At 62.4% G+C, this 22,346-nt stretch carries 18 protein-coding genes; 16 read left to right on the top strand and 2 right to left on the bottom strand.

The window, feature by feature from the left end:
- The first annotated feature begins 345 nt into the window (after window positions 1-345).
- The 7 genes from aprB (at window position 346) to V8V93_RS01080 (ending at window position 10,202) form a co-directional block, all read left to right on the top strand.
- Window positions 346-846 (top strand): adenylyl-sulfate reductase subunit beta, encoded by a 501-nt coding sequence (gene aprB, locus V8V93_RS01110; RefSeq protein ID WP_338668525.1) that lies wholly within the window; start codon window positions 346-348, stop codon window positions 844-846.
- Between the two features lie 65 nt (window positions 847-911).
- Window positions 912-2,909 carry an adenylyl-sulfate reductase subunit alpha gene (aprA, locus tag V8V93_RS01105; RefSeq protein WP_338668524.1) on the top strand — a complete coding sequence of 666 codons (1,998 nt, stop codon included), beginning with the start codon at window positions 912-914 and terminating at the stop codon, window positions 2,907-2,909.
- A gap of 165 nt (window positions 2,910-3,074) precedes the next feature.
- Entirely contained in the window at window positions 3,075-4,310 is a 1,236-nt protein-coding gene (locus V8V93_RS01100; RefSeq protein WP_338668523.1) for a CoB--CoM heterodisulfide reductase iron-sulfur subunit A family protein, read from the top strand.
- A gap of 3 nt (window positions 4,311-4,313) precedes the next feature.
- Window positions 4,314-6,596 (top strand): FAD-dependent oxidoreductase, encoded by a 2,283-nt coding sequence (locus V8V93_RS01095; protein ID WP_338668522.1) that lies wholly within the window; start codon window positions 4,314-4,316, stop codon window positions 6,594-6,596.
- A 10-nt stretch (window positions 6,597-6,606) separates the two neighbouring features.
- Window positions 6,607-7,878, top strand: coding sequence for a quinone-interacting membrane-bound oxidoreductase complex subunit QmoC (gene qmoC, locus V8V93_RS01090; protein ID WP_338668521.1), 1,272 nt, complete (start codon window positions 6,607-6,609; stop codon window positions 7,876-7,878).
- A gap of 50 nt (window positions 7,879-7,928) precedes the next feature.
- Window positions 7,929-8,582 carry a hypothetical protein gene (locus tag V8V93_RS01085; protein WP_338668520.1) on the top strand — a complete coding sequence of 218 codons (654 nt, stop codon included), beginning with the start codon at window positions 7,929-7,931 and terminating at the stop codon, window positions 8,580-8,582.
- A 1,053-nt stretch (window positions 8,583-9,635) separates the two neighbouring features.
- The gene (locus V8V93_RS01080; RefSeq protein WP_338668519.1) at window positions 9,636-10,202 is read left to right on the top strand and encodes a hypothetical protein; all 567 of its coding nucleotides are present in this window, start codon (window positions 9,636-9,638) and stop codon (window positions 10,200-10,202) included.
- Window positions 10,203-10,325: 123 nt separating this feature from the next.
- On the opposite strand, the gene V8V93_RS01075 is transcribed toward V8V93_RS01080, so the two are convergent.
- Entirely contained in the window at window positions 10,326-11,081 is a 756-nt protein-coding gene (locus tag V8V93_RS01075) for an SDR family oxidoreductase (RefSeq protein WP_338668518.1), read from the bottom strand.
- A gap of 346 nt (window positions 11,082-11,427) precedes the next feature.
- On the opposite strand from V8V93_RS01075, the gene V8V93_RS01070 reads away from it, so the two are divergent.
- The 5 genes from V8V93_RS01070 (at window position 11,428) to V8V93_RS01050 (ending at window position 16,468) form a co-directional block, all read left to right on the top strand.
- Window positions 11,428-12,183, top strand: a complete 756-nt coding sequence (locus V8V93_RS01070; RefSeq protein ID WP_338668517.1) for an ABC transporter ATP-binding protein — start codon at window positions 11,428-11,430, stop codon at window positions 12,181-12,183.
- A gap of 40 nt (window positions 12,184-12,223) precedes the next feature.
- A complete protein-coding gene (locus V8V93_RS01065) occupies window positions 12,224-13,375 on the top strand; it encodes a branched-chain amino acid ABC transporter substrate-binding protein (protein ID WP_338668516.1) in 1,152 nt (383 codons plus the stop codon).
- A 62-nt stretch (window positions 13,376-13,437) separates the two neighbouring features.
- Window positions 13,438-14,340, top strand: a complete 903-nt coding sequence (locus V8V93_RS01060; RefSeq protein ID WP_338668515.1) for a branched-chain amino acid ABC transporter permease — start codon at window positions 13,438-13,440, stop codon at window positions 14,338-14,340.
- Window positions 14,321-15,511 (top strand): ABC transporter permease subunit, encoded by a 1,191-nt coding sequence (locus V8V93_RS01055; protein WP_338668514.1) that lies wholly within the window; start codon window positions 14,321-14,323, stop codon window positions 15,509-15,511. The genes V8V93_RS01060 and V8V93_RS01055 overlap by 20 nt, the downstream gene beginning before the upstream one ends.
- Window positions 15,512-15,745: 234 nt before the next feature.
- Window positions 15,746-16,468: an ABC transporter ATP-binding protein gene (locus V8V93_RS01050; RefSeq protein WP_338668513.1), complete on the top strand. Its 723-nt coding sequence runs from the start codon at window positions 15,746-15,748 to the stop codon at window positions 16,466-16,468.
- A 589-nt stretch (window positions 16,469-17,057) separates the two neighbouring features.
- On the opposite strand, the gene V8V93_RS01045 is transcribed toward V8V93_RS01050, so the two are convergent.
- Window positions 17,058-17,528, bottom strand: coding sequence for a hypothetical protein (locus V8V93_RS01045; protein ID WP_338668512.1), 471 nt, complete (start codon window positions 17,526-17,528; stop codon window positions 17,058-17,060).
- Window positions 17,529-17,803: 275 nt separating this feature from the next.
- Between V8V93_RS01045 and V8V93_RS01040 the strand changes: the two genes are divergently transcribed.
- From V8V93_RS01040 to serS, 4 genes are all read left to right on the top strand, one after another.
- Complete coding sequence (locus V8V93_RS01040) at window positions 17,804-18,244, top strand: universal stress protein (protein ID WP_338668511.1); 441 nt, start codon at window positions 17,804-17,806, stop codon at window positions 18,242-18,244.
- 394 nt (window positions 18,245-18,638) lie between these two features.
- Entirely contained in the window at window positions 18,639-19,739 is a 1,101-nt protein-coding gene (hisC, locus tag V8V93_RS01035) for a histidinol-phosphate transaminase (protein ID WP_338668510.1), read from the top strand.
- Window positions 19,732-20,391 (top strand): (d)CMP kinase, encoded by a 660-nt coding sequence (gene cmk, locus V8V93_RS01030; RefSeq protein ID WP_338668509.1) that lies wholly within the window; start codon window positions 19,732-19,734, stop codon window positions 20,389-20,391. The genes hisC and cmk overlap by 8 nt, the downstream gene beginning before the upstream one ends.
- A gap of 42 nt (window positions 20,392-20,433) precedes the next feature.
- Window positions 20,434-21,711: a serine--tRNA ligase gene (serS, locus tag V8V93_RS01025; protein WP_338668508.1), complete on the top strand. Its 1,278-nt coding sequence runs from the start codon at window positions 20,434-20,436 to the stop codon at window positions 21,709-21,711.
- Window positions 21,712-22,346 lie beyond the last annotated feature (635 nt).

Below are 22,346 nucleotides of genomic sequence, written 5' to 3'. Positions count from 1 at the left end.
GTTGTGTTGTCACCGCAATAACACTCTATAAATTGAAAAAAGGCTTGCATTTCTTTGTTCGTTTAAACTAAAAACGGTATGGGTTTCAACAGGTGTTTTTTTATTGGCAGGCGCCGCCTCGCGGCGTACCCGAACGCCTGTATTCCGGGCCTTTTCCGGCCATCGGCTCAAAACCCGAGATACGGTTGACGATATACGCTTGTTCAAAAATTCACTTTCACGTTGACAAGGGTGTTTCGTCTTGCTAATCCCAATTCCGCCCGCCTTAAAACGGGTGCCGATTTTTGTTTAGGTAGAGGATGTCGGTTATTGTGAATAATAAAACCCTATTTAGGAGGAGAAGTTATGCCGACCTTTGTTAACCCGGAAAAATGTGACGGCTGCAAGGGTGGCGAAAAGACCGCTTGCATGTACATTTGCCCTAACGATCTGATGATCCTGGATCCCGCCGAAATGAAGGCCTACAACCAGGAACCGTCCGCTTGCTGGGAATGTTATTCCTGCGTGAAAATTTGCCCCCAGGGCGCTATTGAAGCCCGTCCGTACGCCGACTTCGCCCCTATGGGTGGTACCTCCATCCCGATGCGTTCCGCTGAAGACATCATGTGGACCATCAAATTCCGTAATGGCAGCGTGAAACGCTTCAAGTTCCCCATCCGCACCACTGCTGAAGGTTCGATCAAGCCCTTCGACGGCAAGCCCGAGCCCGGCGACCTGGACTCCGAGCTGCTCTTCACCGAGTCCGCTCTGAAGGCTCCCCTGGCCACCGCCATGGAAGAGGCTTCCGTGACCGAAGCCGACCTGAAGAAAGAGTGGAAGATGGACGATTACGCCAACCTGGTCTAGTGCCGGTTTGCGAATCCTTGTCTGATTAGACTACTTGAATCACGTTAAATACTAGGAGAAATATTATGCCTCTGCTTCCCATCAAAGAAGCTTCCAAGGGTGTTGCTCTCGCCGAGCCGGAAATCATCGAACAGACCGTTGATATCCTCATGGTCGGCGGCGGCATGGGTAACTGCGGTGCCGCTTTCGAAGCTGTCCGCTGGGCCGACAAAGTCGATCCTTCCCTGAAGATCATGCTCTGCGACAAGGCCGCTCTGGAGCGCTCCGGCGCCGTTGCCCAGGGCCTGTCCGCCATCAACACCTACTGCGGTGAGAACGACCCGGACGATTACGTCCGCATGGTCCGCACCGACCTCATGGGCATCGTCCGCGAAGACCTGATCTTCGACCTGGGCCGCCACGTTGACGATTCCGTCCACCTCTTCGAAGAATGGGGCCTCCCCGTTTGGGTCAAGAAAGACGGCAAGAACCTCGACGGCGCCAAAGCCAAGGCCGAAGGCCTCGCCATCCGCAACGGCGACGCTCCGGTCCGCTCCGGCCGCTGGCAGATCATGATCAACGGTGAGTCCTACAAGTGCATCGTTGCTGAAGCCGCCAAGAACTCCCTGGGCGAAGACCGCTACGTCGAGCGCGTGTTCATCGTTAAGATGCTCCTGGACGCCAACGAGCCCAACCGCATCGCCGGTGCCGTCGGCTTCTCCACCCGTGAGAACAAGGTCTACGTCTACAAGTGCAACGCCGCCGTCGTCGCCTGTGGCGGCGCCGTCAACGTGTACCGCCCCCGCTCCACCGGTGAGGGCATGGGCCGCGCCTGGTACCCCGTCTGGAACGCCGGTTCCACCTACACCATGTGTGCTCAGGTCGGCGCCGAGATGACCATGATGGAAAACCGCTTCGTCCCCGCCCGCTTCAAGGACGGTTACGGCCCGGTCGGCGCCTGGTTCCTGCTCTTCAAGGCCAAGGCGACCAACTACAAGGGTGAGGACTACTGCGAGACCAACCGCGCCATGCTGAAGCCTTACGAGGATCGCGGCTACGCCAAGGGTCACATCATCCCCACCTGCCTGCGCAACCACATGATGCTCCGTGAAATGCGTGAAGGCCGCGGCCCGATCTTCATGGACACCAAGACCGCCCTGCTGAACACCGTCAACGGCGACCTGACCGGTCCCGAGTGGAAGCACCTCGAGTCCGAGGCTTGGGAAGACTTCCTCGACATGTGTGTCGGCCAGGCCAACCTGTGGGCCGCCACCAACTGCGCTCCCGAGGATCGCGGTTCCGAGATCATGCCCACCGAGCCTTACCTCCTGGGTTCCCACTCCGGTTGCTGCGGCATCTGGGTTTCCGGTCCGGACGAAGCCTGGGTCCCGGATTCCTACAAGGTCAAAGCCGACAACGGCAAGGTCTACAACCGTATGACCACCGTCAACGGCCTGTTCACCTGCGCTGACGGCGTCGGCGCCTCCGGCCACAAGTTCTCCTCCGGTTCCCACGCTGAAGGCCGCATCGTCGGCAAGCAGCTGGTCCGTTGGTGTGTCGACCACAAGGACTTCACCCCGACCCTGAAGGAAAACGCTGCTGATCTGGCCAAGGAAATCTACCAGCCCATGTACACCTACCTGGAGAACAAGGGCGGTTCCACCGATCCCGTCGTGAACCCCGCCTACATCACCCCGCACAACTTCATGATGCGCCTCATCAAGTGCACCGATGAATACGGCGGTGGCGTCGGCACCCTGTACATGACCTCCAAGGCTCTGCTGAACACCGGCTTCTGGCTGCTCGGCATGATGGAAGAAGACTCCAAGAAGCTCGCCGCCCGTGACCTGCACGAGCTGATGCGCTGCTGGGAGCAGTTCCATCGCCTGTGGACCGTCCGCCTGCACATGCAGCACATCGAGTTCCGCGAGGAATCCCGTTACCCGGGCTTCTACTACCGCGGCGACTTCATGGGCCTGGATGACTCCAAGTGGAAGTGCTTCTGTAACTCCACCTACGATCCCGCCACCGGCGTGACCACCGTCTTCAAGAAGCCCTACGTCAAGATCATCCCCGACGCCTAAGCATTAGGTAATGATCACCCCGAGAGCGCGGGTCCCCGGACCCGCGCTCTCTTAAAATTACCGGGGCTAAAATGGTCTGAAGCCGGGCCGGGAAAACCGCTCCCGGTCCGGGTTTAGGCCATTTTTTGGCTTGAGCCTCAACTTTATTCGGGAGGAGTTAAGAGAATGTCGAATAACAGTATTCTCGTCGTAGGCGGAGGATTCGCAGGAATCACCGCCGCCCTCGAAGCCGCCGAAATCGGCTACGAGGTGTACATCGTTGAAACCAATCCCTACCTCGGTGGACGGGTTGCGCAGCTGAACCAGTATTTTCCCAAGCTGTGCCCCCCCTCCTGCGGTCTGGAGATTCAGTTCCAGCGCATCAAAAACAACCCCAACGTCAAGGTCATCACCATGGCCGACGTCACGTCGGTTTCCGGCTCGGCCGGCAACTACGACGTGAAGATCACGCAGCGCCCGCGCTACGTGAACGAAAAGTGTACCGCCTGCGGCGAGTGCGAGAAGGCCACCTCCACCAAGGTGACTTCCGAGTTCGACTTCGGCACCGGCTCCCGCGGCCTGGCGTACAAGACCCATCCCTTCATGTTCCCCATGCGCTACGTGGTGGACGCCGAGAATGCCTCCGAGACCGAGTTGGCCGCCATCAAGAACGCCTGCCCGTACGACGCCGTGGATACCGATGACGCGCCCAAGTCCATCGATCTGGCCGTCGGCGCCATCGTCGTGGCCACCGGCTGGAAGCCCTACGACGTGGCCAACCTGACCAACCTGGGCGGGGGCAAGCTGAAGAACGTGGTCACCAACATGCAGTTCGAGCGTCTGTGCGCGCCCAACGGCCCGACCGGCGGCAAGATAAAGAGGCCTTCCGACGGCGCCGAGCCCCAGAAGATCGCCTTTGTCCAGTGCGCCGGTTCCCGCGATCAGAACCACCTGAACTACTGCTCGTACATCTGCTGCATGGCTTCGCTCAAGCATGTCCGCTATGTCCGGGAGCGTTCCGACGCGAGCGCGACGATCTACTACATCGACCTGCGCACCCCCGGCCGCTACGACAAGTTCAAGTCCATCACCGAGGCTGACGACAAGCTCAGCCTGGTCAAGGGCAAGGTGGCCGCCATCGTCGAGGACGCCGACGGCAATCCGATCGTCACCGTGGAAAATGCCCTGACCGGCATCAAGACCGACGAGAAGTACGACATGGTCGTGCTGGCCACCGGCATGCAGCCCAGCTGCGCCGGCCTCCAGGTTCCGGCCGGAGCCATCGACGCCGACGGTTTCGTCATAGACGGCGAGGGCATCATCGCCGCCGGTTGCGCCAAGCAGCCTCTTGATGTCATGAAGACCGCCCAGTCCGGCACCGCCGCCGCGATGAAGGCGATTCAAACCGTGGTAGGGAGGTAACCAATGGCTGAAAAGCTTGGAGTATATATCTGTGGAGGCTGTGACATCGGGGCCAACCTTGATGTCGACGCCCTGGCCCAGTTCTGCGCCAACGGCAAACACTCCTCCGTTGTTGCCGTGGCCAAGTCCAACCCGGTGCTGTGCAGCCCGGAGGGCAAGGCCATGATCGAGGCCGACATCGCCGAAAACGAACTCGACGGCGTGGTCTGCTGCGCCTGCTCGCCCCGCGCCAAGTGGGACGTCTTCAAGTTCGGCGACAAAGTCCAGGTGGAACGCGTCTCGCTGCGCGAGCAGTGCGTCTGGTCCTACGAGGAAGACCCCAAATTCCCCGGCCAGATGGAAGTCATCGCCAAGGACTACTGCAACATGGGAATCATCAAGCTGGCCAACAGCCGGATTCCCGCGCCGGAACTGCCCGACGCCTTCAAGACCGTCCTGGTCGTGGGCGGCGGCTTCACCGGCCTGAACGCGGCCCTGAACGCCGCCAGCCTGGGCTACCAGGTGGTCCTGGTCGAAAAGGCCGAGACCCTGGGCGGCAAGGCTGCCACCATGTACAAGTCCTTCCCGCTGGGCGCGCCCTATTCCGAGCGCGAGCAGCAGATCAACATCAAGGACGTCATCGCCAAGGTCGAGGCCAACGACAAGATCACGGTCATCACCGGCGCCACCCTGGATTCCCTGGCTGGCGCGCCGGCCCAGTACAAGGCCACCATCGCGGGCAAGGAATACGAGATCGGCGCGGTCGTCATGGCCACCGGCTGGATTCCGGGCAAGCAGAAGTTCCTGGCCCCGCTGGGTTACGGCACCATCAAGAACGTGGTCACCACCGCCGAGCTTGAGAACATGGCGGCCAACGGCGGCATCAAGACCGCCGACGGCAGGACCCCGTCCTCCGTGGCCTTCATCGTCGACACCTCCCTGCTGACCAAGAACGTGTCCTACGATCCCTGCGGCGAAGCCTGCGAGGGACCCGAGGAGATGCCCTGCAAGGAAGACGACGAGTCCCAGTGCTCGGACGAGTGCGAGACCTACCAGTACGCCGACAAGGAATCCGCCAAGCACCTGGCCTACTCCTCGGAGCTGACCTCCCTGGTCGCCCTGAAGCAGGCCAACTACGTGCGCGAACTCGCCCCCGACGCCGTGGCCTACATCGTCTATGACCACATGATGGTCCCCGGCATCAACGAGAAATACTATCAGGCCGCCCAGGACGATCCGGGCGTCATGCTGACCAAGGGCACGGTCACGGAAGTCTCCGAGGCCGGTTCCTCCGTGGTCGTCAAGGCCAAGAACACACTGCTCGGCGAGGACGTCGAACTGGTCGCCGACATGGTCGTGGTACCCACCGCCATCGTCCCGACCACCGCGGCCGATCCGACCATGAACTTCGTCTACCGCCAGGGCCCGGCCTTCCCGGACCTCGAGCTGTTCGACGGATTCGCGGATTCCAACTACATCTGCTTCCCGTATGAGACCCGCCGCACGGGCGTCTACGCCGCCGGTTGCGTGCGTCAGCCCATGGGTCTGGGCCTCGCCGCCGAGGACGCGGCCGGTGCCGCCCTCAAGGCCATCCAGTGCATCGAGTCCGCCAACCGCGGCGTGTCCGTGCATCCCCGGTCCGGCGACCTGAGCTTCCCCGAGTTCAACTTCATGCGCTGCACTCAGTGCAAGCGCTGCACCGAGGAATGCCCGTTCGGCGCTCTGGACGACGACGAGAAGGGCACGCCTATGCCCAACCCGACCCGCTGCCGCCGCTGCGGTACCTGCATGGGTGCCTGCCCGGAGCGCGTCATCAGCTTCGCCAACTACGGCATCAGCCAGATCGGCCAGGCCATCAAGGAAGTGAAGGTTCCCGACACCCTGGACGAGGGCGGTCCCCGCATCATCGTCCTGGCCTGCGAAAACGACGCCTACCCGGCCCTGGACATGGCTGCCATGCGCGGCAAGTCCTGGTCCCCGTATGTCCGCTTCCTGCCGGTGCGCTGCCTCGGCTCGGTCAACGCCATCTGGGTCGCCGACGCCATGAGCAAGGGCGTTGACGGCGTGATGTTGCTCGGCTGCAAGTACGGCGACGACTACCAGTGTCACTTTGTCAAGGGCTCCGAGCTGTGCAACCGCCGCAAGGAGAACATCGCGGAGTCCCTGGGACGCCTCGGTGTCGAACCCGAACGCGTCGAGCAGTACGAGGTCTCCATCGACATGTACGACAAGGTACCTGAAATGATCGATGAGTTCGTCGAGAACATCACCACCAACTTCGGCCCCAACCCGTTCAAGGGTTACTAGGAGGTACGGCATGTCCAATACCGTCAAGGTACAACCGGACCTTAAGTTCGTTAAAGAGTTGCAGGCCGTGGGCGGCGACTCCCTGAAGAAGTGCTACCAGTGCGCCACCTGTTCGGTGGTCTGTCCCCTGTCCCCCGCCGACAGCCCGTATCCCCGCAAGGAGATGGTCTGGGCCCAGTGGGGTCTCAAGGACCGCCTGGTCAATGATATGGATATCTGGCTCTGCCACAACTGCGGCACCTGTTCCGACCTGTGCCCGCGCGGCGCCAAGCCGGGCGACCTGCTGTCCGCCCTGCGCAACATGGCCTACCGCAACCTGGCCCCGCTGCCGATCATCGGCAAGTGGATGTCCAGCTCCAGCGGGCTGCTGCCCCTGGCCGCCATCCCGGCGATCATCTACGCGTTGATCTGGATTCTCCAGGCCTCGCGTCTGGGCTCCTTCCTGCCCACCTTCGAGTTCGACCACGCGACGCACGCGTGGAAAGCCGTTGCTGACGGCCAGATCGCCTTTGGCGGCCTGTTTGTCGGCGACTACTTCATCGACCCGATCTTCGGACTGGTCTTCCTGTTCATGCTCTGGGGCTTCTACGCGGGCGTCCGGAACATGCTCAAGGCCTTTGACGACCAGCCCAAGACCTTCATCGTGGGCCGCAAGGGCGAGCCGAGCTTCTGCGCCTGCCTGATCGACACGGTCAAGTACGAGATCCTCCAGCACACCCAGTTCCTGGATTGCACCGACGAGGACTCCGACGAGCTCGACATCAATCGGGCCACCGGTCATCGCTGGCTCATGTTCGCCTTCATCGCCCTCATGGTCGTCACCGGCGTGGTCGCCGCCGGCCACTGGGGCGGCTGGTTCTTCCGCCAGATCGGCGCCGAAGGACTGGGCAACATCCTGGCCGCCATCGGCCATACCCCCATGCCCTGGTGGTCGCCGGTCAAGCTGCTGGCCTACGTGGGCGCGGGCCTGGGCATCTACGGCCTCCTGGCCCTGACCAAACGCCGGGTCAACCTGGACCAGTCCAAGCAGTCCTCCAGTTGGTACGATTGGTACCTGCTGACCCTGATCTGGACCATCTTCCTGACCGGTCTCGGCGCCTTCGTATTCCGTCTGCTGGGCGTGGCCCTGTTGGCCTACCCGATCTACTACGTGCATCTGATTAGCGTGTTCATGCTGCTGGCGTACCTGCCGTGGTCCAAGCTGGGCCACCTGGTCTACCGCACCGTGGCCTTGTCCTACGCCAAGAAGATTGGCCGCATCCCCATGGGCGCCGACAAATAGTCGCCTGGGTGAACATACAAACGAAGCTTACTTAGTTAAGGAGGCATCAAATGGCTGAAGCTAAGGTATTCCCCATGAACGCTTTCGTGTCTGTGCTGCGCGGCGAGGCCGCCGACCAGACTCAGCTCGATATGCTGGCTTACATCACCCAGGCTGAAACTTTGGACGCCGACGTCGCCCCTGTGGCGCAGGCCCTGTCCAAAGCCTGGATCTACGAACAGGAACCCGGCCTGACCGCCTACGCCGAGGGCGACATCTCCAAGCTCGGCAACCAGGTCAAGATCGAGGCCCTGCCCGAGTCCGAGGCCGTCCGCGCCAAGGCCGTCCTGGACATCCTGGCCGCTCTCAAGGCCGACAACGCGGCCCTCAAGGCCCAGGTCGAGACCCTGGAAGCCGAGAAAAAGGAACTGGCCGCCAAGATCGGACCCATGGAAGCCAAGATCAAGACCGTGGACGCGGCCAATGCCGCCGGTGAGCAGAAGGTCACCGTGGCCTCCACCAAGCTCGACGAGATGACCAAGAAGCTTAACGACCTTATGGCCGAAGTGGAAAAGGTCAAGAGCCAGGGCGTGGTCGTGGCCGGCGTGGCCGGTGATGGCGCTGCCGCCCCCGCTGGCGACGCTTCCGCAGACGGCCCGGCTGTCGGCGGCGAGCCCGAGGCCGATTTTGGTCTCGGTTCCGATGCGTTCGGCGGCGATTGGTAGCCCCGGACCATCCGACGCAAAAACAAGGCCCCGCGCATATGCGCGGGGCCTTTTTTTGCGCCGTCGGTCCGGGGGTGGCGGCTGGCGATAGCGGGCCATCTGCGAATTTTCCGGGGGCCGCTTTGATCCTCACGTACTGGGGGGTACGCTGCGGTCAAAGCGGCCCCCGGAAAATCCACATCTGACCCACTCTCCCCAGCCTCCGTGCGGTGAGAGCCGTTGTTTGGGGGCGTTGCCCCCAAAGGCGCTCCATATGGGGAGGTGGGGTGAGAGTTGCTGTTTGGGGGGCTTTGCCCCCAAAGGCGCTCCATATGGGGAGGTGGGGTGAGAGTTACTGTTTGGGGGGCGTTGCCCCCAAAGGTGCTCCATGGGGAGGGGGTATGAGAGTTGCTGTTTGGGGGGCGTTGCCCCCAAAGGCGCTCCATGGGGAGGGGGTATGAGAGTTGCTGTTTGGGGGGCGTTGCCCCCAAAGGCGCTCCATGGGGAGGTGGGGTGAGAGTTGCTGTTTGGGGGGCGTTGCCCCCAAAGGTGCTCCATGGGGAGGGGGTATGAGAGTTGCTGTTTGGGGGGCGTTGCCCCCAAAGGCGCTCCATGGGGAGGGGTATGAGAGTTGCTGTTTGGGGGCGTTGCCCCCAAAGGCGCTCCATGGGGAGGTGGGGTGAGAGTTGCTGTTTGGGGGGCGTTGCCCCCAAAGGTGCTCCATGGGGAGGGGGTATGAGAGTTGCTGTTTGGGGGGCGTTGCCCCCAAAGGCGCTCCATGGGGAGGTGGGGTGAGAGTTGCTGTTTGGGGCATTGCCCTCAAAGGCGCTCCGTGGGGGAGGCTGAGAAGGTGAGGGGCGGGTATTTTTTAAAAGATAGTAAGATCGGGTTAAGGTGGAAATATTTAGCATAGCGTGGGTCTTGATGCCACAGGTGTGGGGGGATTGTGTCCTGGTAGGCATACTTTGGGTTGTTTCGTGGGAATAGTGTGTGTCGGCGGGAGGATGGGTAAAAATGTCCGGAGCGGTTCTTGCTTATCAGTGGGACGGAGAAATATTTACCCAGGGAGTGAATATGAATATATCAGGTGATTTGACGTCGTCACCCTACGGCTTCGAAAACCTCATCAGCAAGGCTCGTGCGGGACGGGAAGAGGGGGGGCGCAAGGACCTCTTCGGCTCCATCGCCGCGGAAGAGGAGCGGCAGCGCCAGGAGGCGCGGCCGGGCTCCGGGTACGTGCCCGGCGGGATGTCCGAGGAGGACAAGTCCAAGGTCGAGATGCTCCAGAGCCGGGCCGAGGCTCTCGCCGCCCAGGCCGAGGACGGCCTGACTTCCGGTCAGGAGTCCGAACTCAGGGACATCCAGAAGCAGATCAGAAAGATCACCAAGATGCCCATGGGCGAGAACATCGTCGAAAAGGCCAAGGATCAGGCTGCGGCTAAGAAGGCCGAGAATCAGGCCTTCGGCGGGCCGGGCGACCAGGAGAAGAACGGGCGGGGCGACCTCATGCCCGACGATCCGGACCGCCTCGACATGGCCGATCAGCCCGGCAACCGGATGCTCCAGCATAACGCCTTCGTCACCTCGGTCAAGACCGCCGGGGCCGGAATAGGGGCTGCCGGCTTCAAGGGCAGGTCGTAATTTCACACCGCCCGCCGCGACTGAGCAACGATACTGGAATGCTGCTTGGGGATGGCGGGACGGCAGGAAAAAAGGCCCTCTCGGTTCGAGAGGGCCTTTTGTTTGGTCTTGCGGCAGTGTGGTCTACTTGTCGCGCGAAATGGCGAATGGAGCGAAGGCCTGCTGCACGGGCATGACCTCAAGGGAGTTGATGTTCACGTGGGCGGGCAGGTTGGTGGTCCAGAAGACGCACTCGGCGATGTCGACGGGGGTGATCGGCTGGGTGCCCTCGTAGACCTTGTCCGCAGCCGCCTTGTCGCCCTTGAACCGGACCACGGAGAACTCGGTCTCGCACAGGCCGGGCTCGATGTTGGTCACCCGGACCTTGGTGCCGAGCAGGTCGGCGCGCAGGTTCTTGGAGAAGTGGTTCACGAACGCCTTGGTGCCGCCGTAGCAGTTGCCGCCCGGATAGGGGTAGGTCCCGGCCACGGACCCGAGGTTGACCACGTGGCCCGTGTTGCGCTCGACCATGCCCGGCAGCACGGCGCGGGTCATGTAGGTCAGCCCCTTGATGTTGGTGTCGATCATGGTCTCCCAGTCGTCCAGATCGCACGCCTGGGCGGGCTCCAGGCCCAATGCCAGGCCCGCGTTGTTGACCAGCACGTCGATGTTCGCGAACGCGCCGGGCAGGGTTTTTATGGCCTGCTCGCACGCCCCGCGGTCGCGCACGTCGAACGCCAGGGTGTACACCTCGGCAGGGGCGAGCGCGGCCTTGAGTTCCTCAAGGCGCTGGGCGCGGCGGCCGGTGATGACGAGATTCCAGCCCTCTGCCGCGAAGCGGTGGGCCATGGCCTGTCCGAACCCGGCGGTGGCGCCGGTGATGAGTATGGTTTTTGCCATTGTTGAGCTCCTTTGTCTGTCTGAACACACGTGCGCCGTCCGGCGCACCGGGAATACCATGCAGATTCTGGCACGATCGTGACCGGAAGTCACGAATTCACAATAAAACGCATTTTTGCCCGCGTAATCCCGGACAGTCGATGAATAAAATTCACTCTTTTTTCAATTTTGCCAAATTTTCACCTGGTGAACCAGAAATTAAGCGAGCATTAGACTTTTTTTGCCAAATAAGGTAAGTAATAGCGTCTAATCCCAAAAGGACCGTCATTTCAGACGATTGAAATGCAGAAAGGGGATCTGCCCCTCTTGGCGTGGCGGATGATTTCTACTATTTAATTAGGTAAATATGGCAAATCTCACTCTTGACGATATCTGTGTCCGCTTCGGCGGGTTGCAGGCCTTGACCGATGTGGCCTTTTCCGTGTCCGAGGGCGAGGTCGTGGGGCTGATCGGTCCCAACGGGGCGGGCAAGACCACGGTGTTCAACGTTATCACCGGCGTGTACAAGGCGTCCAGTGGCTCGGTCTCCTACGACGGCACGAAAATCACCGGGCTCAGGCCCTATCAGGTCCTGTCCATGGGCATCGCCCGGACTTTCCAGAATATCCGCCTCTTCCAGAACATGACCGCGCTGGAGAACTGCATGGTCGCCCAGCACAGCCGTTCCAAATCCGGCGTGGCGGGCGCGATCCTGCGCAGCCCCTCACAGCGGCGCGAGGAGGAACGGATCATCGAGAAGTCCCAGAAGGCGCTCGACTTCATGGGGTTGGGCCGCCGGGCCGACGAGGTGGCCTCGAACATGCCCTACGGCCACCAGCGCAGGCTCGAAATCGCCCGTGCCCTGGCCAGCGAGCCGCATACCATCCTGCTGGACGAGCCCGCAGCCGGTCTGAATCCGGCCGAGTCCAAGGAGCTGATGGAGTCCATCGGCCGGATCACCGACCTGGGCATCAACGTGCTCATGGTCGAACACGACATGAAAGTCGTCATGGGCATCTGCAACCGCATCGTCGTACTCGACCACGGCGTAATGATCGCCGAGGGGCTGCCTGAAGAGATTCAGAAGAACCCCGACGTGATTGAGGCATATTTGGGCCAGTAAAGAGAGGCTGGCTGAACCGCAACGAATGGAGAGAGTGTTTATGAAACGTTTACTGGTACTCGCAGTTGCCCTGCTCGCTCTGGGCCTGCTCCTGGCAGGCTGCGGCGGCGAAGAGCAAAAAGCCGAGAAAGTCCTCAAGATCGGCACCATGTCCCCCTTGACCGGCCCCTACGCCGCAGACGGCAACGACATCCGCCAGGGTGCCGAGATCGCCGTGGAGGTCTTCAACGAGGCCGGCGGCATCCCCGGCTTCTCCAAGATCGAGATCATTTCCGAAGACACCGCCTGCGACCCGAAGCAGGCCGTTGCCGCAGCCAACAAGCTGATCAACGAGAAGGTCACCGCCGTTGTCGGCGCGTACTGCTCCAGCTCGACCATTCCCGCTTCCGAGACCCTGGCCGAGGAGAACATCTTCATGCTGACCCCGGCCTCCACCAACCCCAAGGTCACCGAACGCGGCCTGAAGTACATGTTCCGCACCTGCGGTCGTGACGACCACCAGGCCCCGGCCGCCGTCAAGTTCATGAAGGACGTCGAGGGCGTGAAGACCATCTTCATCGTCGACGACAAGACCACCTACTCCCAGGGCCTGGCCGAAGGCGTCGCCAAGGCCGCAGAGGCCGCAGGCATCAAGGTCCTGGAACACGACCACGTCAACCAGGGCGACAAGGACTACTCCGCCGTGCTGACCAAGGTGAAGGCCGCCCATCCGGACCTGCTCTACATCTCCCTGCAGAACTCCGCCACCGGCGCGCTCATGGTCATCCAGGCCAAGCGCATGGGCATCGACGCCATCCTCATGGGCCAGGACGCCGTCTACCATCCGAAACTCATCGAGATCGCCAAGGGTGATGCCGAGGGCATGTTCTGCACCTTCGGCGCCATCGACAAGAACGCTCCCAAGTACAAGGAGTTCCTGGCCAAGTACAAGGCCAAGACCGGCAACGAGCCCGGCGCCTACTCCGCCTATGCCTTCGACTCCGCCACCGCGTACCTGATGGCCGTCAAGGATGCGGGCACCACCGATCCCGCCAAGGTCCGCGACGCGCTGCTCAAGCTCGACTTCACCGGCGCCTCCAAGCAGATCAAGTACGAGGAGAACGGCGACTCCGGCTCCAACTACACCGTGTACAAGGTCCAGGACGGCAAGTTCGTGCCCTACTGGAACTCCCTGACCGGCCAAAAGCTCTAGACCTTCAACCCGTCTAACCAACCGGGACCCCGCTCAAGCGGGGTCCCGGATACTGGAACAACATGGACTTTTTTCTCCAACAGCTGATCAACGGCATCACCCTCGGCGGCGTCTACGCGCTCATCGCCCTGGGCTACACCATGGTCTACGGCATCATCCAGCTCATCAACTTCGCCCACGGCGAGTTCTTTGCGGCGGGCGGCTACATGGGCGTGATCCTGATCTCCTATCTTTCCTCGCAAGGGGTGAACCCCTACGCCTGCCTGGCCATCTCCCTGGTCCTGTCCATGGGCTACTGCGCCCTGCTGGCCATGGCCGTCGAGCAGCTCGCCTACAAGCCGCTCCGGCAGGCCTCGCGCCTGGCCGCGCTGCTGTCCGCGCTGGGCATGTCCATCTTCCTGCAGAACGGGCTGATGCTCACCCAGGGCGTGTACGACCGGCCCTATCCCACGGAGATCACCTCCGGCGGGTTCGAGATCGGGGCCATCTCCATCTCCTACATGCAGATTCTCATCGTGGCCCTGACCGCCTTCCTGCTCGTGGCCCTGAACATCCTGGTCTTCAAGACCCGGATAGGCCGGGCCATGCGCGCCACGGCCCAGGACAAGGTCATGTCCGCCCTGGTCGGGATCAACTCCAACCGGATCATCGCCCTGACCTTTGCCGTGGGCGCCGGGCTGGCCGCCGCAGCGGGCATCATGGTCGGCCTGTACTACGGCTCGGTCAACTATACCATGGGCTTCGTGCCCGGCATCAAGGCGTTCGCCGCCGCCGTGCTCGGCGGCATCGGGAACATCACCGGCGCGCTGGTCGGCGGGCTGATCATCGGCATGGTCGAAATCTTCGCCGCCGGATACATCTCCGGCGAGTACAAGGACGTGTTCGCCTTCATCATCCTGATCGGCGTGCTGTACTTCAAACCCACGGGCATCATGGGAGAGAACGTTGACGATACGCGAGTCTAAACGACTGTGGCTGGCCTGCGGCGTCGGGCTGGCCTGGTTCCTGCTGCTGCTGTGGCCCCTGCTCGGCATCAAGCCGGATGGACTGGAGTTCACCGCGACCTTCAAGGTCTTCGGCTACGTGGCCGTGGCCGCCGTCTTCATCATGTTCTTCTATCAGGTCAAGGAGGCGGGCTACCTCGACGCCGTGGGTACACCCGCCAAGCAGGCCACCAACGCGCTGAGCCGGGCCTACGAAAAGGCCCCCACATGGCTGCTGCTGGGCATCGTCCTGGCTGCCGCCGTAGTCTATCCTCTGGTCACCCAGCGCTATGCCCACGACGTGGCCATCAGCGTGCTCATCTACATCTGCCTCGGCCTGGGCCTGAACATCGTGGTCGGACTGGCCGGGCTGCTCGACCTCGGGTACATCGCCTTCTACGGCGTGGGCGCCTACACCTACGCCATCCTGAGCATCAATTACGGCCTGTCGTTCTGGCTCTGCCTGCCCATCGCGGCCGTCATCGCGGCCGTCGCGGGCTGCATCATCGGCTACCCGACCCTGCGCATGCGCGGCGACTATTTGGCCATCGTCACCCTGGGCTTCGGCGAGATCGTCCGGCTCATCCTGAACAACTGGATGTCCCTGACCAACGGGCCCAACGGCATCCTGTCCATTCCCAGGCCCGAGCTCTTCGGCTATGAGTTCCGCTCCCTGTCGAGCATGTACTACGTCATCCTCGCCCTGGCCGTGGTGACCATCCTGGCGGTCTACCGGCTCAACTATTCGCGCATCGGGCGCGCCTGGGAGGCCATCCGCGAGGACGAGACCGCGGCCGAGCTCATGGGCGTGAACACCTTCCTGCTCAAACTCCTGGCCTACGCCATGGGCGCGACCTTCGCGGGTTTCGCCGGGGCGTTCTTCGCCGCGCGCATGAAGTTCGTCGGCCCCGAGTCCTTCACTTTCCTGGAATCCGCCATGGTCCTGGCCATGGTCATCCTCGGCGGCATGGGCTCCATCCCCGGCGTCATCCTCGGCGTGCTCGCCCTGGTGGCCCTGCCCGAGCTCTTCCGCGGATTCGAACTCTACCGCATGCTCGTGTTCGGCGGGGCCATGACCCTGATGATGCTCGTGCGTCCGGCCGGCATCTGGCCCGCCAAACGCGTCGGCCGCCGGTCCGAGGAAGCCGATTAAGAAAAGAACCGGGGGAAACCTCTTGAAAGAGGTCTCCCCCGGACCCCCTTCCCGAACTTTTTGGCGCGCCGCCAGGGGGAAGGGGGCAGCATAAGACGAGATGGCGGCGTGATGGGCGCAAGGCGTAAGTCCGGCCCATAGAGAATACTACTACAGACAACCACCCCTCTCCGCGAAGCGGCCTAAAAAGTTTAGGAGGGTAGAGGGGATGGGGTCCGGGGAAAGCAACCATACATGACTGACAAGACGCCCATTCTCGAACTGAAAAACGTGGTCTCGGCCTACGGCCGCATCCAGGCCCTGAAGGGCATCTCGCTGAAGGTCTTTGAAGGCGAGGTGGTCTCCATCATCGGGGCCAACGGCGCGGGCAAGTCCACCACGCTGATGACCATCTGCAACATCGTCAAGGCGGTCTCGGGCGACGTCCTGTACCGGGGCGAGCGCATCAACGCCGTGAACTCGGACATCCTGCCGACCATGGGGCTGTGCCAGGTGCCCGAAGGGCGGCGCATCTTCCCGCGTCTGACCGTGCTCGAAAACCTGGACATGGGCGCGTTCTTCCGCCGCGACGCCGCCGGGGTCAAGGAGGACGTGAACCGCGTCTTCGACCTGTTCCCCAAGCTGCGCGAGCGGCGCAAGCAACTGGGCGGCACCCTGTCCGGCGGCGAGCAGCAGATGCTGGCCATGGCCCGGGCGCTCATGAGCCGCCCCAAGGTCCTGCTCCTGGACGAGCCGTCCATGGGGTTGGCCCCGCTCCTGGTCAAGCAGATCTTCGACATCGTCAAGATGATCAACGAGCAGGGCGTCACCGTGGTCCTGGTCGAGCAGAACGCCAACCTCGCCCTCCAGGCCGCCACTCGCGGCTACGTTCTTGAAACAGGCAACGTCGTCATGGAAGACGAAGCTCAGGCGTTGTTGGCGAATCCTGATATACGCAAAGCGTATTTGGGCGAATAGACGGCAAAGTTATAGAGCTCGTAGGTCCCCCGGAAGCCGTGTTGCTTTCGGGGGGCTTTGCGTATGTCCGGCTTCGCAGGGGGGCGGCTTCCGACAGCGGGTCATCTGCACATTTTTCGAGGGTCCGCCTAATCCTCACGTACGGGGGTACGCTGCGGTCAGGCGAACCCTCGAAAAATGCACAGCTGACCCACTCTCGACAAATCCGCAGGACAGCGGATTTGGACGTTGCGGTCTTTCCGCAACGCCCCGAAGGGGTGAGCCCCAGGACGGGGCGAATCAAAGCCTACTCCGAGCGCGGGGGAGAGAGCCGCTGTCGGGTGCTGCGCACCCGAATCGCTCCAAAGGGGGGAGTGCGCTCTGGAGGGGGGGCTTGCTTCATTGGTGGTCCATAGTAATGGGATAGCTCCCGCGAAGCGGCATAAAAAGTTTAGGAAGGATGAGGGGATGGAGTCCGGGGAAGGGGAGAAGGAAAGCCCTTTTCAAAGGGTGTCCTTCTCCCTTCCCCGGCCGCCGGAGGCATGCCTTCGAAAGAGCGGCCCGGCCCACGTGAGTGGGCCGGGCCGGGCGAAATGGGTCGTGGGTCGGGTCAGGCGTAGTCGCCGCGGTTGAACTTGAACTGTTCGGTGGCGGCGAGGGTTTCCAGTTCGTCGACAATGGACTTGAGCCCGGGGTGGGTGCTTTCGAGGTCCGGTTGTTCGGCCTTGAGCGCGGCCACGTCGCCGGCGATTTCGTCGAGGGTCCCGTAGGCGGACTTGAGCCCGGCTTCGGGGTCGGCGAGGGTGGCGGCGTAGTCGTCCCACTTGTCGAGGATGGATTCCACCTGACCCGCGACCTGTGCTCCATCTTCGGAGACGGGCTGCACGGCGGCGATATGTCCGGCGGCGAGCAGGGGATTCACGACCAGGGGCGGCGCTACGGACGGCGGGACAGTCTTTTCCCCCCGGGCCACTTCCTGGTTGAGAAGATCCCCGAAGGCCGCGTCGGACTGCTTCGCCTTGTTGCGGCGCTGCGTTTGTTCCGATTGGACGCCCTCGATCTGATCAGGACGGATCTTCATGGTTCAACTCCTATCCTGTGGTTTGCCTGAGATTCTGCAAAGACCTTGCCAATGCTCGGCTATTGACAACCGCTTGGAAAATATTATTCTTTTTATGAAATAGCCCGGCAAATTCTGCCGCCGGAGCGGGAATGAGGCTCCCCGGCTCCCGGCAACTGTACTGGAGAAGAAAATGGTTGTCTATCCGGGGCAGGAGAGGCATATAGTGAATAGGCTGGATTCATTTCCCTCCGCATGGTTTGGAGGGGTAGACAATACGCAAGGAGGAGAACCACATGCCCGAAATCAAGAAGATTCTGTGCGCGGTCGATTTTTCCGATTATAGCCCCATGGTCGCCGATTACGCCAACATGATGGCCAAGTGCTCCGGGGCCCAGGTCCTGGTGCTGTATGTCGCGCCGTCGTTGAGCCAGTACGTGGGCTTCCATGTGCCGCCCAGTTCCATTGAGAGCTTCGTGGGCGAGATCGTCACCGGCGCCGAAGATACCATGAATGCCTTTGTCAAGGAGAACTTCAACGATCTCAACGTGGAAGGCAAGGTCGTCACCGGTTATCCCGCAGAGGAAATCCTGGCCATCTGCGAGGCCGAGAAGTGCGACATGGTCGTCATGGGCACCCACGGCCGCAAGGGCATCGACCGCATCCTGTTCGGCTCCGTGGCCGAAAAGGTCGTCAAGAGCTCCAAGGCCCCGGTCCTCACCGTCCGGCCCAGCTAGTTCCTTTACGGACTGACCTAAACCATATAAAGGAACGGTCTCGGCCGTTCCTTTTTTTATGGACAGAATGCCTCCGGCGGCCGGGAAGGGAGAGGGAACCCTTCGTAAGGGCTTCCCTCTCCCTTCCCCGGACCCTCATCCCTCTCCCCTCCTGAGCTTCTCGGGCGCTTCGCGGGGCGAGGGAAGCGGGGGCTGTACAAGGGAAGCGGCTAGGCACGGCCGCTCGCGTCCGCACGGCCCTGCCGAAGGCACACAAAAAGTTTTGGAGATTCTTAAGAACCTTTTCCAGAAGGTTCTTAAGCGGGGCCTGGGGCAGCGCCCCAGCAGGGTCCGGGGCAGCGCCCCGGCCGCCGGAGGCCACCCGTCGGCGAGGCCATCTTTCGAGGAGAGAGTGATGAGAGAATTTACCGTTCGTCCGGAGATCATGGATTTCGCGCCGTACGTGCCGGGTCTGACCATTGAGCAGATCCAGGCCCGGTACGGGCTCACGTCGGTCATCAAGCTGGCCAGCAACGAGAATCCGCTGGGCACGTCGCCGCTGGTGATGAAGGCCATCGAGCGCAACGCGGCGCGGGCCTTCCGCTATCCGGAGAACCATACGCCGAGGCTGACCGAGGCCGTGGCCGAGACCGCGGGCGTGCCCGCCGAGTGCGTACTGGTGGGCAACGGCTCGGACGAGATCATCGACATGCTTTTCCGCATGAAGGCCGTGCCGGGCAAGTCCAACGTGGTCTTTTACGAGCACAGCTTCGCCATGTACGGCATGTGCGCCAAACTGTGCGGCCTGGAGTACCGGGTGGTCCCGCGCGGCGAGGACTGCGCCCTGCCCCTGGACGCGCTGGCCGAGGCCGCGGACGAGAACACGGCCATGGTCGTGGTCACCAGCCCGGACAACCCCACGGGGCTGGCCGCCGGGGTGGAGGACCTGACGGTGCTGGCGGGCGTGCTGCCCAAGGACTGCCTGCTGGTCGTGGACGAGGCGTACATCGAGTTCGCCTGGCCGCCCGAGTCCTATTCTCCGGTCCAGGCCTTCGACAAGTTCGAGAACCTGGTCTGCCTGCGCACGTTCTCCAAGGCCTACGGCCTGGCGGGCATGCGGCTCGGCTACGGGATCATGCCCGCGAGCCTGGCCGCATTGCTCAGGAACGCGCGCATTCCGTTCACGGTCAACCTGCTGGCCGAGGAGGCCGGGCTGGCCGCGCTCGAAGACGAGACCTTCTTCAACGAGACCTTAAGCGTGGTCATGCGCGGGCGCGAGTATTTCACCAGGGAGCTGACGAAGCTCGGGTGCAAGGTCTGGCCGAGCCAGTCCAACTTCGTCATGGTCCGGCCGCCCATGGACGCCAAGACGCTCTTTCAGACCCTGCTCGAGCGGGGCATCATCGTCCGCCACCTGGGCAGCTTCGGTCTGGCCGACTGCATCCGGGTGAACATGGGCACGGACAAGGAGAACGAGCTGTTCATCCAGGCCGTGGGGGACATCCTCAATGGGTGACACCCTGATCGTGACCATCGACGGCCCGGCCGGAGTGGGCAAATCCACCATGGCCAAACGGTTGGCCCGGCTGCTGTCCATCCCGTACCTGGACACCGGGGCCATGTTCCGGTCCGTGGCCTGGAAACTCGGCGAGGGTGCCTGGGACTGGCCCGAAGAACGGCTGGAACAGGCTCTGGCGGGCTTCGAGTACGGGCTGTCCGGGGTGGGCGAGGACTCGGTCCTGTCCCTGAACGGCACGCCCATCGGGGACGAGATCCGTACCGAGGAGGTCGGCATGTGGGCCTCGAACATGGCCACCCTGCCGGTCATCCGCACTTTTTTGAAGAAGGCCCAGCAGGCGCTCGGGGCGAAGTATTCCCTGGTGGCCGAGGGCCGCGACATGGGCACCGTGATTTTCCCGGACGCCCCGTACAAGTTTTTCCTGGACGCCTCGGTGGACGAACGCGCCCGCCGTCGGTTCCTGCAGCTTCAGGGGATGGGCAAGCCCGCCGACCTGGATGCGCTCAAGGAACAGATCGCCAAACGGGACGACCAGGACCGCAACCGGGCCGTGGCTCCGCTCCGGGCGGCGAGTGATGCGGCCGTCATCGACACCACGGCCATGGACCGGGACCGGGTCCTTGCCGCCTTGAAAGAAGCCGTTGCCTAGGATACATCCTGTTTCGAAGCAACGTGAGGAGATATTTTAGTCATGCTTGATCTCAAACTGATGCAGAAGAATCCGGACATGGTCCGGCAGAGCCTGGAGAAGCGCCACTCGAAAATCGACGTGGCCGAATTCACCGAACTGGACGAGCGGCGCAAACAACTTATCGGTGAGGTGGAATCCCTCAAGGCCGAGAAGAACGCCGTGGGCCCGGAGATCGCCAAGCGCAAGCGGGCGGGCGAGGACGTCTCGGACCTGCTCGACAAGATGGGCAGGGTGGCCGAACGGACCAAGGATCTGGACCGCGAGCTGGCCGAGGTGGAGAAGGCCGAATTCGACTGGATGATGGCCGTGCCCAACATCCCGCACGAATCCGTGCCCGAGGGCGCGGGCGAGGAGGACAACCCGGTCCTGCGCTACTGGGGCGAGAAGCCGGTCCTGGATTTCGAGCCCAAGGAGCACTGGGAGATCGGCACCGCGCTCGGCGGCCTGGACTTCGAGTGCGCGGCCAAGCTGGCCGGGGCCCGGTTCTCCATCAGCTTCGGCTGGTGCGCCCGGCTTGAGCGCGCCCTGGCCCAGTTCATGCTCGACACCCAGACCGAAAAACACGGCTACACCGAGGTCCTGCCCCCGCTCATCGTCAACAGGAAGACCATGACCGGCACGGGGCAGTTGCCCAAGTTCGAGGAAGACCTGTTCAAGCTGACCGACGAGCGCGAATTCTATCTCATCCCCACGGCAGAGGTGCCCTTGACCAACATCTATGCCGACGAGGTCATCCCCGAGGAAAAGCTGCCGGTCAAGTTCTGCGCCCAGACACCGTGCTTCCGCTCCGAGGCCGGTTCCTACGGCAAGGACACCAAGGGGCTCATCCGCCAGCACCAGTTCTACAAGGTGGAGATGGTCAACTTCGCCCATCCCGACCACTCCTATGAGGCGCTCGAGGACATGACCCGTTCGGCGGAGCGCATCCTGGAGCTGCTCGGCCTGCACTACCGGACCATCGCCCTGTGCACCGGCGATATGGGCTTCTCCGCGGCCAAGACCTACGACATCGAGGTCTGGCTGCCCGGTCAGGGCAAGTACCGCGAAATCTCGTCCTGCTCCAACTGCGAGGACTTCCAGGCGCGCCGGGCCAACATCCGGTTCCAGCCCAAGGACTCCAAGAAGAAGCTCTACCCCCACACCCTGAACGGCTCCGGCCTGGCCGTGGGCCGCTGCCTGGTGGCCGTGCTCGAAAATTACCAGCAGGCCGACGGCTCTCTGGTCATTCCCGAGGCGCTCAGGCCGTACATGGGGGGGCTGGAAGTGGTTACGCCTTAACAGGCGTGGTGGTTTTTGAGACGACAAGGGCCGGGAGAGCGAGTGCTTTCCCGGCCCTTTCTTTTTGGGTGAAGAGGTGGTGCGCGGGGGATTGTCCGCGCACCCACGACGGGTTGTGGTGGTTCGCCTGGCGGCGGGCCTTGTTGAGCTCGGGGGGATGGCCGCGCATCCGCGTCGGGGCTTTTGGCTGTCCGCCTTACTTTTGGATTTCGCCTTTACGGCGACTTCCTTTTTTGCTGGCGCAGAAAAAAGGAAGCAAAAACTGCGCTGTGGTGCGGGCGCGCGGAAGCGGACCCAAGAGCCCGTAGGCGGCTTTCGCTGGCCGGATCGAAGGTCTGCTGCGCAGACGCGATCCAGCCTGCGCTTCGCCGCCGGAGACGGGCTCTAGGGTCCGCTTCCGATTGCTGTCCTCCTTCTGTGGGGATTGGTTTGTCGCGAATGGGCTGGCGGAAGAGGCCATGAGCGGGCGGGCGTCCGCGCATCCGCGTCGGGGCTTTTGGCTGTCCGCCTTACTTTTGGATTTCGCCTTTACGGCGACTTCCTTTTTTGCTGGCGCAGAAAAAAGGAAGCAAAAACTGCGCTGTGGTGCGAGCGCGTCGGAAGCGGACCCAAGAGCCCGTAGGCGGCTTTCGCTG

The organism is Pseudodesulfovibrio sp. 5S69, from assembly GCF_037094465.1.
GTDB classification, from domain to species: domain Bacteria; phylum Desulfobacterota; class Desulfovibrionia; order Desulfovibrionales; family Desulfovibrionaceae; genus Pseudodesulfovibrio; species Pseudodesulfovibrio methanolicus.
The sequence above is the reverse complement of the archived record's forward strand: the minus strand, read 5'-3'. Positions and strand labels throughout refer to the sequence as shown.

Coding starts and splice junctions, on each gene's coding strand:
- aprB (WP_338668525.1), top strand. CDS start 346: ATGCCGACCTTTGTTAACCCGGAAAAATGTGACGGCTGCAAGGGTGGC.
- aprA (WP_338668524.1), top strand. CDS start 912: ATGCCTCTGCTTCCCATCAAAGAAGCTTCCAAGGGTGTTGCTCTCGCC.
- V8V93_RS01100 (WP_338668523.1), top strand. CDS start 3,075: ATGTCGAATAACAGTATTCTCGTCGTAGGCGGAGGATTCGCAGGAATC.
- V8V93_RS01095 (WP_338668522.1), top strand. CDS start 4,314: ATGGCTGAAAAGCTTGGAGTATATATCTGTGGAGGCTGTGACATCGGG.
- qmoC (WP_338668521.1), top strand. CDS start 6,607: ATGTCCAATACCGTCAAGGTACAACCGGACCTTAAGTTCGTTAAAGAG.
- V8V93_RS01085 (WP_338668520.1), top strand. CDS start 7,929: ATGGCTGAAGCTAAGGTATTCCCCATGAACGCTTTCGTGTCTGTGCTG.
- V8V93_RS01080 (WP_338668519.1), top strand. CDS start 9,636: ATGAATATATCAGGTGATTTGACGTCGTCACCCTACGGCTTCGAAAAC.
- V8V93_RS01075 (WP_338668518.1), bottom strand. CDS start 11,081: ATGGCAAAAACCATACTCATCACCGGCGCCACCGCCGGGTTCGGACAG.
- V8V93_RS01070 (WP_338668517.1), top strand. CDS start 11,428: ATGGCAAATCTCACTCTTGACGATATCTGTGTCCGCTTCGGCGGGTTG.
- V8V93_RS01065 (WP_338668516.1), top strand. CDS start 12,224: ATGAAACGTTTACTGGTACTCGCAGTTGCCCTGCTCGCTCTGGGCCTG.
- V8V93_RS01060 (WP_338668515.1), top strand. CDS start 13,438: ATGGACTTTTTTCTCCAACAGCTGATCAACGGCATCACCCTCGGCGGC.
- V8V93_RS01050 (WP_338668513.1), top strand. CDS start 15,746: ATGACTGACAAGACGCCCATTCTCGAACTGAAAAACGTGGTCTCGGCC.
- V8V93_RS01045 (WP_338668512.1), bottom strand. CDS start 17,528: ATGAAGATCCGTCCTGATCAGATCGAGGGCGTCCAATCGGAACAAACG.
- V8V93_RS01040 (WP_338668511.1), top strand. CDS start 17,804: ATGCCCGAAATCAAGAAGATTCTGTGCGCGGTCGATTTTTCCGATTAT.
- hisC (WP_338668510.1), top strand. CDS start 18,639: ATGAGAGAATTTACCGTTCGTCCGGAGATCATGGATTTCGCGCCGTAC.
- cmk (WP_338668509.1), top strand. CDS start 19,732: ATGGGTGACACCCTGATCGTGACCATCGACGGCCCGGCCGGAGTGGGC.
- serS (WP_338668508.1), top strand. CDS start 20,434: ATGCTTGATCTCAAACTGATGCAGAAGAATCCGGACATGGTCCGGCAG.